9 protein-coding genes are annotated in these 11,275 nt (G+C 70.8%); 6 read left to right on the top strand and 3 right to left on the bottom strand.

Annotation, left to right across the window (positions count from 1 at the left end):
* Nucleotides 1-77 precede the first annotated feature (77 nt).
* Nucleotides 78-1,046 carry a 4-hydroxy-3-methylbut-2-enyl diphosphate reductase gene (locus tag NZH93_RS23435; protein WP_259625325.1) on the top strand — a complete coding sequence of 323 codons (969 nt, stop codon included), beginning with the start codon at nucleotides 78-80 and terminating at the stop codon, nucleotides 1,044-1,046.
* A 556-nt stretch (nucleotides 1,047-1,602) separates the two neighbouring features.
* Here NZH93_RS23435 and NZH93_RS50770 read toward each other — a convergent pair.
* Nucleotides 1,603-2,340: a DUF6542 domain-containing protein gene (locus tag NZH93_RS50770; protein WP_308214234.1), complete on the bottom strand. Its 738-nt coding sequence runs from the start codon at nucleotides 2,338-2,340 to the stop codon at nucleotides 1,603-1,605.
* Between the two features lie 229 nt (nucleotides 2,341-2,569).
* Nucleotides 2,570-3,538 carry a DNA recombination protein RmuC gene (locus NZH93_RS23425; RefSeq protein ID WP_372506763.1) on the bottom strand — a complete coding sequence of 323 codons (969 nt, stop codon included), beginning with the start codon at nucleotides 3,536-3,538 and terminating at the stop codon, nucleotides 2,570-2,572.
* A 71-nt stretch (nucleotides 3,539-3,609) separates the two neighbouring features.
* Between NZH93_RS23425 and NZH93_RS23420 the strand changes: the two genes are divergently transcribed.
* Genes NZH93_RS23420 through ychF form a run of 3 tightly spaced genes read left to right on the top strand, consistent with a single transcriptional unit; the run spans nucleotide 3,610 to nucleotide 8,704 of the window.
* A complete protein-coding gene (locus NZH93_RS23420; protein WP_259625322.1) occupies nucleotides 3,610-4,746 on the top strand; it encodes an exonuclease SbcCD subunit D in 1,137 nt (378 codons plus the stop codon).
* Entirely contained in the window at nucleotides 4,743-7,613 is a 2,871-nt protein-coding gene (locus NZH93_RS23415; RefSeq protein ID WP_259625321.1) for an AAA family ATPase, read from the top strand. Before NZH93_RS23420 ends, NZH93_RS23415 begins: the two co-directional genes overlap by 4 nt.
* Before the next feature lie 11 nt (nucleotides 7,614-7,624).
* On the top strand, nucleotides 7,625-8,704 hold the full coding sequence (gene ychF / locus NZH93_RS23410) for a redox-regulated ATPase YchF (RefSeq protein ID WP_259625320.1): 1,080 nt from the start codon (nucleotides 7,625-7,627) through the stop codon (nucleotides 8,702-8,704).
* A gap of 58 nt (nucleotides 8,705-8,762) precedes the next feature.
* On the opposite strand, the gene NZH93_RS23405 is transcribed toward ychF, so the two are convergent.
* The gene (locus tag NZH93_RS23405; RefSeq protein ID WP_259625457.1) at nucleotides 8,763-9,407 is read right to left on the bottom strand and encodes a DUF2306 domain-containing protein; all 645 of its coding nucleotides are present in this window, start codon (nucleotides 9,405-9,407) and stop codon (nucleotides 8,763-8,765) included.
* 182 nt (nucleotides 9,408-9,589) lie between these two features.
* Between NZH93_RS23405 and NZH93_RS23400 the strand changes: the two genes are divergently transcribed.
* Together NZH93_RS23400 and NZH93_RS23395 are read left to right on the top strand one after the other, a co-directional pair.
* The gene (locus NZH93_RS23400) at nucleotides 9,590-10,396 is read left to right on the top strand and encodes a TetR/AcrR family transcriptional regulator (protein WP_259625319.1); all 807 of its coding nucleotides are present in this window, start codon (nucleotides 9,590-9,592) and stop codon (nucleotides 10,394-10,396) included.
* The gene (locus NZH93_RS23395) at nucleotides 10,393-11,028 is read left to right on the top strand and encodes a DUF6218 family protein (RefSeq protein WP_259625318.1); all 636 of its coding nucleotides are present in this window, start codon (nucleotides 10,393-10,395) and stop codon (nucleotides 11,026-11,028) included. Before NZH93_RS23400 ends, NZH93_RS23395 begins: the two co-directional genes overlap by 4 nt.
* Nucleotides 11,029-11,275: the final 247 nt, after the last annotated feature.

The raw sequence follows: 11,275 nt of genomic DNA, 5'->3' as shown, positions 1-11,275 counted from the left end.
GGGGCCCAATGCCTACCTCCGGTACGCGTGACGCTGCGCATTTCGGCCTCTCAGCGGTGTCCCCGTACCCTGGAGCCATGACCGCACCGACTGAGACCGCCACTCCGAAACGTGTGCTGCTGGCCAAGCCACGCGGCTACTGCGCGGGTGTCGACCGTGCGGTCGTCGCGGTCGAGAAGGCGCTGGAGCAGTACGGCGCGCCCGTGTACGTGCGCAAGGAGATCGTCCACAACAAGCACGTGGTCGAGACCCTGAGCGACCGCGGCGCGATCTTCGTGGACCAGACCGAAGAGGTCCCCGAGGGCGCGCTGGTCGTGTTCTCGGCCCACGGCGTGTCCCCCGCCGTGCACGAGGAAGCCGCCCAGCGGTCCCTCCGCACGATCGACGCCACCTGCCCGCTGGTGACCAAGGTCCACATGGAGGCCAAGCGCTTCGCCCGCGACGACTACGACATCCTCCTGATCGGCCACGAGGGGCACGAGGAGGTCGAGGGCACCGCCGGAGAAGCACCCGATCACATCCAGCTCGTGGATACCGCTGAGGATGTTGACAAGGTCGTTGTTCGGGATCCTTCTAAGGTGATCTGGTTGTCGCAGACCACTTTGTCTGTTGATGAGACCATGGTCAGGGTTAATCAGCTCAAGGGGAAGTTTCCCGAGTTGCAGGATCCGCCTAGTGATGACATCTGTTATGCGACTTCTAATCGGCAGACTGCTGTGAAGACGATGGCGCCTTCTTGTGATCTGGTGTTGGTGGTGGGGTCTAAGAACTCTTCCAATTCGGTTCGGTTGGTTGAGGTGGCGCTTCAGTCCGGGGCCAAGGCTTCTTATCTGATCGACTACGCCAAGGAAGTGGATGAGGCGTGGTTGGACGGGGTTTCCACTGTTGGGGTGACCAGTGGGGCTTCTGTACCGGATATTTTGGTGATGGAGTTGTTGAAGTGGCTGGGTGAGCGTGGGTACGGGGACGTGGAGGAGATCACCACGGCCAATGAGACGATTGCGTTCGCGTTGCCGAAGGAAGTGCGGCAGAGTCGGGTTCGTTGATCGTTGTTTTTGGGGGGTTGCGTACCGGGGTCCCAGCGTGGGGTGGCCGATTTGACTTGGGGCCCCTAGATTTGCCCCTTCGTCGGACAATAAAGGGCAGAAGGTGAAGCTGCCGTCCGACGCAAGTTTAAGGGGCAAATCCCCCAAGTAAAATCGGCCACGCTGCGTAGGCGGCGTCCGGTTTCGTGGGTGGTAGGGGAAAGATAAGTAAGTGCGCTTAGTGGTGGCGTGCTTGAGTGGTGCACATGCATTGGTGAGTTGGGCTGAACGCGCGCATTGGTGTGCCCGCTGAGCCGCCTACGCCACTGGGCTCCCAGCCTCAACTCGCCCCGGACTTACCGCCGCTGTCCTGTTTTGGGCCCCCGGCCGCAACTGGACCTCGCTGCCAAGTCTGGTTACCCACCGCTTTTCCAAACCTTCCCCCGGCCGGATCCCGATTCTTAGCGCACGTCGTGCCCCTTTTGCTTTGTCAAGGCATCTTTCCCGCCTTGACAAAGCAAAAGGGGCATCGAGATAATCGCGCAATCGGGGTTCGTCCGACCCACCCCAAACAATATCAATCGTCCTCACGAGGCCGAGGCCGCCGAGGAGGCACCCCCCGACCCCCCTGCCGAGGCGACGAAGGCCGCTCAGCAGGCGGAGTAGCAGCCCTCCGCCGCTCCCCCTGAGGAGCAGGCCGAGGCCGCCCCCTCCGCTCCTCATCCCCACCAGCAGGCCGCTTCCCCTCAACCGGAGCAGGCCGCCGCCGAGGCCCGGTGTCCTCCCGCCCCTTCTCCACCCCAGGCTTCACCACAGGCCGCGAGGGCCGCTCCGCCCGCTCTGCCCGATCCGAGCGCTCCGACCGTTCTGCCCGATCCGACCGCCCACCCCGCTCCGACCGATCCGACCGTTCTCCCCGATCAGCCCGCTCCGCCCGATCAGCCTTCTTCACCTCACGGGCCTCATCCCGAGTAACCCGATTCGGATCCCGCTGCCGGACCACCCTCGCCACCCCGATCAACACCGTGCAAACGGTGGTGACCGCCATCGTCGGGAACCCGTTGATCAGCGGCTTCCCCAACGTCAACGCAAGACTGCTCAACCCACCAGTAGCAGGCATGCCCTCGGTGACCACGACCACCAACGGCACCACGATCGCCAGGATCAGCGGTGGCTGCACGACCGGCCCGAACATGCTCCTGCGTTCGACGAACACGATCGCGCCGACGCACCCGACGAAGAACAGGATGGTGAAGATCCACCCGACCGTCTTCGTCGAGCTCACGTCGATGAACGTGCCGATGATCGCCAGCACGAAGGCGATGGCCACCGCCGCCCACCAGGGCAGACCTTTGAAGTTGCCGAAGAGGGCGCGATCGTTCCAGGCGACGTCGTCCGAGTAGTCCTCGTCGTCGTCCAGCTCGCTTAGCCGCTCGCGCGTCACCGTCACGCACTCTCCTTGCTCGGCATCGTCCACGGAAGGGGCACACGGTAGTCGGTGCCGTGTTAGCGCACGCTACGGCCGTGAAACGTCCCACTGTCTTTCACGCTTCACGCGCCTCAAAGGATGCACCGAGACCGGATTGTTCGTCAGCTCGACGAACGATCGGGATGGGCGTCGGGCTCGCCGCGGCCGTGCTGAGCGGTTCCACCGCAGCTCGGAAGCCCTCCAAGGCGTCCAACTCGCGCCGTCGGGCGGACAGGAACCGCTGGAGGTGCGTGCTGGACAGGTTCACCGCGTCCACGGCGCCGTCCGCCGCGCGGTGGGCGCGGGTGGCCTGCGCGCGGACCTGTTCCACGTCGTCGGCGAGCGCGCGGTCCGTCACGGCGAACATCGCGGCCGACGCGATCACGGCGAAACCGGTCGGTCCGCAGAGGAACACCCGGCGGTCCAGCAGCCAGCGCAGCAGCTCCGGGTCGGTGTCCAGCGCGGCCACGACGGCGCCGTCGTTCGGGACGAACATGATCGTCCCGTAGATCGCGTCCGCCCAGCGCTGGTAGCCCTTGCCCGCCAGTTCCGCCGCGCGCGAACGGATGTTCCGGACGTGCACGCGCAGCGCGTCCGCCCGTTCGGCGAGGTCGTCGGTCTCCACGGCCTCGGCCCAGCAGACCATGCTCATCTTGGCGTCGACCGGGACCTGCCTGCCGCCGCCGACGGTCAGCACCATGTCCGGGCGGACGGCGCCGCCGCCCGCGACGTCGACCTGGACGCTGAAGTGGATGCCCTCGCGCAGGCCGAGCGCGCGGGCGGTCTCGACCAGCACCTGCTCGCCGAGTTCACCCCTTCCGGTGACCGAGGAAAAAGCCACCTCGTACCGCTGGAGGGCGGCCTGGTGGGCCTCGCCGCGCATCCGCTCGGCCTGGATCGCCTCCAGCGCGGCGTCCGTCCTACGGACGCTGTCCTGGTAGAGGCGCCACAGGAAGAGGAGCGCTCCCGCGAGCAGGAGCGCGACGACGACTGCCGCAGTGCTGAGAACCGCTGTCACACCACCGATCATGACGCATCGACCCATAGCACTCGATCGGGCGACACGCCGGCCCGGTGGTGCGCGGGACTGTCGGTGCTTGGTCCTAGCGTTGCCCCATGCGTCTGCTGCACACCTCCGACTGGCACGTGGGCCGCACGTTCCACGGTCGGGACCTGCTCGCCGAGCAGGAAGCGGTGCTCAGCGGGCTGGCGGACGTGGTGGTGACGGACCGGGTGGACGTGGTCGTCGTCGCGGGCGACCTGTACGACCGGGCGGTGCCGAACGCCGAGGCCGTGCAGACGTGCGCGCGGGTGCTGTCGCGCATCCGCGCGGCGGGCGCCCGCATCGTGATCACGCCGGGGAACCACGACTCCGCGGCGCGGATCGGCGTGTTCGGCGAGTTCACCGCGGCGGGCGGGCTGCACACGCGCACCCGGATCGCCGAGCTGGACCAGCCGGTGCTGCTGGAGGACGCGCACGGCCCCGTGGCGCTGTACGGGATCCCGTTCCTGGAGCCGGAGCCCGCCCGGCAGGCGCTGGGCGTGCCCGAGGCGCGCGGCCACGCTGGCGTGCTGACCGAGGCGATGCGCCGGGTGCGGGCCGACCTCGCCGCGCGCGCCGGGACGCGGTCGGTGGTGCTGGCGCACGCGTTCGTGTCCGGCGGCGCGAGCAGCGACTCGGAGCGGACCATCACCGTCGGCGGCGTGCAGGACGTGGCGACGTCGGTGTTCGACGGGGTCGACTACGTGGCGCTGGGCCACCTCCACGGGCCGCAGGTGCTGTCGGAGCGGCTCCGGTACTCGGGCAGCCCGATGGCGTACTCGTTCTCCGAGGCGCGGCAGGTGAAGTCCGTCTGGCTGGTGGAGTTGGACGAGGGCGGGCTGGTGGGCGTCGAGGAGCGCGAACTGCCGGTGCCGCGAGCGCTGGCGACCCTGAGCGGGGCACTGGAGGACCTGGTGCGCGACCCGGCGCACGACGCCGTGGCCGACAGCTTCCTGTCCGTGGTGCTGACGGACCCGGTCCGCCCGCTCGACCCGCTGCGGCGGCTCCAGCAGCGGTTCCCGCACGCCGTGCACGTCGAGTGGAAGCCCGCGGGCGGCCGCGCGGCCGAGGTGCGGTTCGCGGTGCGCGGCCGGTCGGACGACGAGGTCGCCTGCTGCTTCGTGGACGACTGCCGGGGAGAGCGGCCGAACCCGCGCGAGCAGGCCCTGCTGCGCGAAGCGTTCGCCGCCGCGGCGAGGGAGGCCCAGTGAGGCTGCACAGCCTGGAGCTGACGGCGTTCGGGCCGTACCCGAAGCGCGAGACCGTCGACTTCGACGTGCTCGGCGCGGACGGGCTGTTCCTGCTGCACGGCGACACCGGAGCGGGCAAGACGACGCTGCTGGACGCGGTCGCGTTCGCGCTGTTCGGCAAGGTCCCCGGCGCGCGCGGCGACGTGAAGAGGCTGCGCTGCGACTACGCGGACGTCGACGAGCGGACCGTCGTGGTGCTGGAGCTGACGGTCCAGGGCAGGCGGTTCCGGATCTCGCGGAGCCCGGAGTACACGCGCCCCAAGAAGCGCGGCGAGGGGTTCACCAAGGAACAGGCCAGGGTCTCGTTGACCTGGATCAGCGGGTGGCAGGGCGATGGGCACATCCGGATCGACGAGGTCGCCGACGTCGTCGAGGGCCTGCTCGGGATGAACGCCGAGCAGTTCTTCCAGGTCGTGCTGCTGCCGCAGGGCGAGTTCGCCCGGTTCCTGCGGGCGGACACGGCCGAGCGCGAGAAGCTGCTGGAGAAGCTGTTCGGGACGCAGCGGTTCCTGGACGTGGAGAACTGGTTCCGCACCCGCCGGACCGCCGCGGGCCAGGCACTGGAACAGCACCGGCAGGCCGGTCGCGCGCTGGTGCAGCGGGTGTCCGAGGCCGCGGGCGAAGAGGCGCCGGAGGTCGGCGACGAGGAGTGGCTCAGCTCCGTGCTGAAGCGGCTCGGGGAGACGGCGGGTGAGGCCGAGGCCGTGGCGCTGTCGACGTCGGCCGCCCGTGAAGCGGCCGAAGGGGCGCTGGCGTCGGTCCGCGTCGAGGCCGACCGGGTGCGTCGGGTGCGCGAAGCGCGGCGGGCGCTGGCGTCGTGCGACGAGGCCGAACCGCGGCGGCTGGAGTGGGTGGCCGAGCGCGACGCCGCGCGGCGGGCGGCTCCCGTGGTGCCGTCGCGGGACGCGACCGTCCGATCGGAACGGTCGCTGGCGTCGGCGAGATCGTTGGAGGAAGCGGCTTTCTCGGTCCTCGTGGGCTACGAGGGCACCGACCTGCGGGGTGACTCCGAGCGGCTGCGGGAGGAAGCGGGTGGCCTGAACCAGCTCGCCGCCGAGGCCGAGCAGCAGAAGCGCGACTCGGCGCGGGTGGTCGCGTTGACCGCTTCGCGGGCCCGGCTGGAGCGGCAGGTCGCCGCCGTCGACCCGACGCTCCCGGACCAGGTGGTGGCGGCCCGCGCGGCGCTGGAGGGGTCGACGGTCGCCGCGGCGCGGCTCGCCGAGGTGGCGGCGTGGGCGGACGCGGCCCGGCGGCTCCCCGCGGCCGAGCAGGCGCTGACGGCCGCCGGTGACGCCGTGCGCACCGCGGTCGACGCGCACCAGAAGGCGCAGGGGCACCTGCTCGACGTGCGGCGGCAGCGGCTGGACGGGATGGCCGTCGAACTGGCCGCCGCGTTGACGCCCGGCAAGCCGTGCCTGGTGTGCGGCTCGGCCGAGCACCCCGCGCCCGCGCAGCCGATGCTGAACGCGGTCGGGGCGGCGGACGAGGACCTGGCGACCGAGCGCGAGCAGGCGGCGGCCCGGCGGCGCGGCGTGGCGGAGCAGGAGCGGCAGACGGCGGAGCACCGGGTGGAGACGCTGCTCAAGGTGGTCGACGACCGGCCGCTCGCCGAGCTGATCGAGGAGCACGAGGAGACGTCCGCGCTGGCCGGTCAGCGGTCCGCGCGGGAGTCGGCGCTCCGCGGCGTGGAACGGCGGCTGGAGGAGACCACCGCGGCCCACGCGGTCGCCGAACGCGAACTGGTGGAGGTGTCCACTCAGCTCACGGCGTTGGAGGACACCGTGCGGGCGCGGACCGAGCGGCTGGACGAAGCCCGTGGTGCCTTCCCGGACGTGCTGGCTCGCCGGGCCCACCTGCTCGACCTGGCCGACGCGCTGGTCGAGGCGGCGAACCGACGCGCGGCGGTCGCGGAGCAGGTGGCGCGGCTGGAGGAGCAGCGGGTCGCGACGTCGGAACTGGCCGCCAGGGCCGGGTTCGCGGACGTGGAGGAAGCGCTCTCGGCCGCCCGGACCGACGCGGCGCTGACGGTGCTGGACCAGCGGATCACCTCGTTGGACAACACACGGGTGGCGGCGTCGTCCGCGCTGGCGGACCTGGCGGACGTCGATCCCGCGCTCGAGGTCGACGTGGCGGGCGTGGAGGAGCGGTTCCGGGCGTGCCGCGAAGAGGCGCAACGGGCCGCGTCGGCGCTGTCGTCCGCGCGGGCGGCGTCCCGGCGGGTGGAGGAACTGGCCGAGCGGCTGCGGGCGCTGTGGGTCGAGTTCGAACCGGTCGAGGCGGAGTTCGCCGAACTGGACGCGCTGACGGACGTGATCAACGGGCGCGGGCAGAACCACCAGCGGATGACGCTGCGGACGTACGTGCTGGCGTCGCGGCTGGAGGAGGTCGCCGTCGCCGCGAGCACGCGGCTGGAGCGGATGAGCCAGGGCCGGTACCGGTTCGTGCACTCGCTCGAAGCGGGCGCGCGCGGCACCCGCGGCGGACTGGGGCTGGACGTGCTGGACGACTACTCCGGCCAGCAGCGGCCCGCGAAGACCCTGTCCGGCGGCGAGTCGTTCCTGGCGTCGCTGTCGCTGGCGCTCGGGCTCGCGGACGTGGTCGCGGCCGAGACCAGCGGCGTGCTGCTGGACACCCTGTTCGTGGACGAGGGCTTCGGCACGCTGGACGCCGACACCCTCGACCTGGTCATGAACACCCTCGACGAGCTGCGCGCGGGCGGCCGGGTCGTCGGGCTGGTGTCGCACGTCGAGGAGTTGCGGCAGCGCATCCCCACCCGGCTGCGGGTCCGCAAGGCCCGGACCGGCTCGACGTTGCAGGTCACCGCGTAGACTTCCCGTTCGTGAGTTTGACCCTCGGCATCGTCGGCCTGCCCAACGTCGGCAAGAGCACCCTGTTCAACGCGCTGACCCGCAACGACGTGCTCGCCGCGAACTACCCGTTCGCGACCATCGAGCCCAACGTCGGTGTCGTTCCGCTGCCCGACGAGAGGCTGGCGAAGCTCGCCGAGATCTTCGGATCCGAGAAGCTCGTGCCCGCCGTCGTGTCGTTCGTCGACATCGCGGGCATCGTGAAGGGCGCCTCGGAGGGTGAGGGGCTCGGCAACAAGTTCCTCGCCAACATCCGCGAGGCCAACGCGATCTGCCAGGTCGTCCGCGTCTTCGACGACCCCGACGTGGTGCACGTCGACGGGCGCATCGACGCGTCCAGCGACATGGAGACGATCAACACCGAGCTGATCCTCGCCGACCTCCAGACGTTGGAGAAGGCCATCCCCAGGCTGGAGAAGGAGGCGCGGACCCAGAAGGACCGCCGCCCCGCCCTCGAAGCCGCCCAGAAGGCCAAGGCGATCCTCGACAGCGGCCGCACGATGTTCAGCGCGCAGTCCGAAGTGGACAACGACCTGCTGCGCGAACTCAGCCTGCTCACGACGAAGCCGTTCCTGTACGTCTTCAACGCGGACGAGGGCATCCTCACCGACGACGCGAAGATGAAGGAACTGCGCGAACTCGTCGCTCCCGCCGACGCGGTCTTCCTCGACGCCAAGGTCGAGTCGGAGCTGCTCGAACTCGACGAGGAGTCCGCGCGCGAACTCCTCGAATCCATCGGCCAGCACGAGCCCGGCCTCTACTCCCTCGCCCGCGCGGGCTTCCACACCCTCGGCCTCCAGACCTACCTCACCGCGGGCCCGAAGGAAGCCAGGGCGTGGACCATCCCGCAGGGCGCGACCGCCCCGCAGGCGGCGGGCGTGATCCACACGGACTTCGAACGGGGCTTCATCAAGGCCGAGGTCGTCTCCTACGACGACCTGGTCGAGTCCGGCTCGAAGTCCGCCGCGAAGGCGGCGGGCAAGGTCCGCATGGAGGGCAAGGACTACGTGATGGTCGACGGCGACGTGGTCGAGTTCCGCTTCAACGTCTGACCCCCGCACCTCCCAGCGGCCGCCACGCACTCCGCGTGGCGGCCGTTGGCGTTCCCGGTCAGTGAGCCGGTGCGACGGCCGCCCGTGCGCGGACGCCGGGTTTGCGGCGGTCCAGCAGCCAGTCCGTGAGCAGCAGCAGGAGCAGCGGGCTGAGCCAGACGCCGATGCTGGCGGCGCTGTAGGTCATCAGCTCGTTGCTGCCGCCGAAGGTGGTGTTCACCTGGGGGGTGAGCGCGATCGTGGCCACGACGGTGATCACCCGGCTCAGGATGATCGACATGGACAGGGCGAAGCTGCGGGACATCCACCTGCGGTGGTCGCCGAAGCGGCGTTGGCGGGCCGCTCGCAGGCCGATGAGCGTGACCGCGATCCACAGCGCCGAGCCGACGAGGTTGGCGACGCGCACGGACGGGCCCGCCGCGGTGTGCCAGCCGATGTACAGGCCGAGCAGTCCGGCGGGCAGGACGCCCGCGAAGACGTAGACCCGGCCGGTGATCCGGTGGCCGCGTCGGTGGCGCGTGCGGAACGCGGGCCAGATCTGGAAGCAGGCGGTGACCATCGCGACCGTGCCGAACAGGACGTGCGCCACGAGCAGCGGGTGGTAGAAGTCGTTGCCCGGTGGTGGGGGCAGGCGGGAGGCGGCCGGGTCGAAGGTCAGGTACGGCGGCACCGAGAAGGCGAGGAAGGCCGCTGCCACCAGCATCAACGGGCCGATCCACGGGCGGCGCCACCAGGTTTGCGCGGGTCGGGGAGTAGCGGGCGCGGTCGTCGTCGAGGTCATGGTGGGGTCCGTTCGCGATGGGCGATAACTACGTACACCATGCATTTAAACGTATGTCATACGTAGTTTTAGGATGGTCATCGACGACGAGGACGGGATGGCGGATGCCGACGAGTGACAGCAAGGGTCCTGACCTGCAACGCAGCCTCACGCTGCTGTGGGCGGGGCGGTCACGGGGCAAGCGCGGGCCGCGGCCCCGGCTGACCGCGGAGCAGATCGCGGCCGCGGCGATCCGGATCGCGGACGCCGACGGCCTGGACGCGCTGTCGATGCAGCGGATCGCCGCCGACCTCGGCTGCGCGACGATGTCGATCTACAACCACATCCCGAGCAAGGACCTGCTGCTGGAGGTGGCGGCGGACGTCGCTGCCGGGAAGCCGCCCGAGATCGACGGCGCGCCCGACTTCCGCCACGCGGTCCGGCACTGGGTCGGCGCGCTGTGGGCGGGCTTCCAGACCCACCCCTGGCTGCTGCGCGTCCCCCTCGACCACACGCCGATCGGCCCCAACCAGCTCGCCTGGCTCGACCGGCTGCTGCGACCCCTCCTGGCGGTCGGCCTGGCACCCGGCGAAGCGCGGGCCGCGGCGCTGCACCTGACCGCGGTCGTGCGCGGCACCGCGCAGATCAGCATCGACATGGGGAACGCGCACAAGACCGACGACGGCCGCCCGCGCACCGAAGCCGAACTGGTGCGGGCGCTGTCCGACCTCGTCGACCCGGACGACTACCCGGCGCTGGCCACCGTCCACGCCGCCGAGAGCGCCGCCGGTCGCCCCGGCGTCGACGAGCCCGATGGGGACGCGCTGCCCGCCGAGGTCGGCTTCGGCGTGGACCGGTTCCTCGACGGGATCGAGGCGTGGGCGGCGACCGCGGCGAAACGAAACGATCACCGCCGCGATGGACAGGTATGACCACCGGCACCCAGGAAGAACTGCTCACCACCCGCGCCGCGGACGGCCGCGCCCTGATCGGCCACGTCGTGGTGTGCCGGGCGGGCGGTGAGGTCGCCGTGGCGCACCTCGGCGCCGACGGCGTGACGACCGGCGAGTGGGTGGCACCCGTGGGGGAGTCGTTGCTGGAGCGCTGCGAGGGCCGGGCCCTGCTGGCGTGGGACGCGGCGGAAGCCGTCGCGGTGGTGCGGGAGTGGGCGTTGGCCGACGGGGCGACGGACGTGAACCTCGTCACCGTGACGTTGTCCGAGGCGCTGACCGAGGTGGCCGAGGCGCGGGCCGGGTACGCCGCGGTGGTGGCTGAGAAGCAGGCGGCCCGGCTGGAGTCCGGTGACCTCCGCTGGCCGGTGACGCTGCCGGACCCGCTGCCCGCGACCCTGGAGGACCTCCGGCGCCGGGCGAGGGTCGTGGTGCCGTCGGACGTGTCCGAGGCCGTGGCGCAGGCTCGGCTGATCTGCGGGCTCGGCGAGTGGGTGGTGCGGCGGTGGCAGGAGAACGCCGTGGCGCTCAGCAGGCGCGAGTACCTGCGGGCGGAGTTCGGGGAGCCGTCGGTGTTGGCCCCGCGGTGGGAAGAACGCCTGGCGGGCGCGTGAAGTCGGAGTGATCGCGGCGGTGCCGGGACGTCCCGACGCCGATGCGGCCGAACTGCTCCACCCCGCTGCGGCCGTGGACCGGGGCATGAGGAAGGGGGCCGCCCCGTGAACCGGGACAACCCCCTCGCGTGGACGCCTAGTGGAGCTGGTGGCGGTCGCGTGCGGCCAGTGCCAGCACGCCACCGGCGGTGAACAGCATTCCGACAGCGGCGACGATCGCCACCACGATGTCTGCGGTCATGATTCT

It is taken from the genome of Umezawaea endophytica, assembly GCF_025061645.1.
In the GTDB taxonomy this organism is placed as follows: domain Bacteria; phylum Actinomycetota; class Actinomycetes; order Mycobacteriales; family Pseudonocardiaceae; genus Umezawaea; species Umezawaea endophytica.
Note: the sequence above shows the minus strand (reverse complement) of the source record. Positions and strands in the feature narration are given on the sequence as shown.

Excerpts from the sequence above, each read along its gene's own strand:
- NZH93_RS23395 (WP_259625318.1), top strand. The coding sequence starts at position 10,393 with ATGACCACCGGCACCCAGGAAGAACTGCTCACCACCCGCGCCGCGGAC.
- NZH93_RS23425 (WP_372506763.1), bottom strand. The coding sequence starts at position 3,538 with ATGGGTCGATGCGTCATGATCGGTGGTGTGACAGCGGTTCTCAGCACT.
- NZH93_RS23405 (WP_259625457.1), bottom strand. The coding sequence starts at position 9,407 with ATGCTGGTGGCAGCGGCCTTCCTCGCCTTCTCGGTGCCGCCGTACCTG.
- NZH93_RS23400 (WP_259625319.1), top strand. The coding sequence starts at position 9,590 with ATGCCGACGAGTGACAGCAAGGGTCCTGACCTGCAACGCAGCCTCACG.
- NZH93_RS23420 (WP_259625322.1), top strand. The coding sequence starts at position 3,610 with ATGCGTCTGCTGCACACCTCCGACTGGCACGTGGGCCGCACGTTCCAC.
- NZH93_RS23435 (WP_259625325.1), top strand. The coding sequence starts at position 78 with ATGACCGCACCGACTGAGACCGCCACTCCGAAACGTGTGCTGCTGGCC.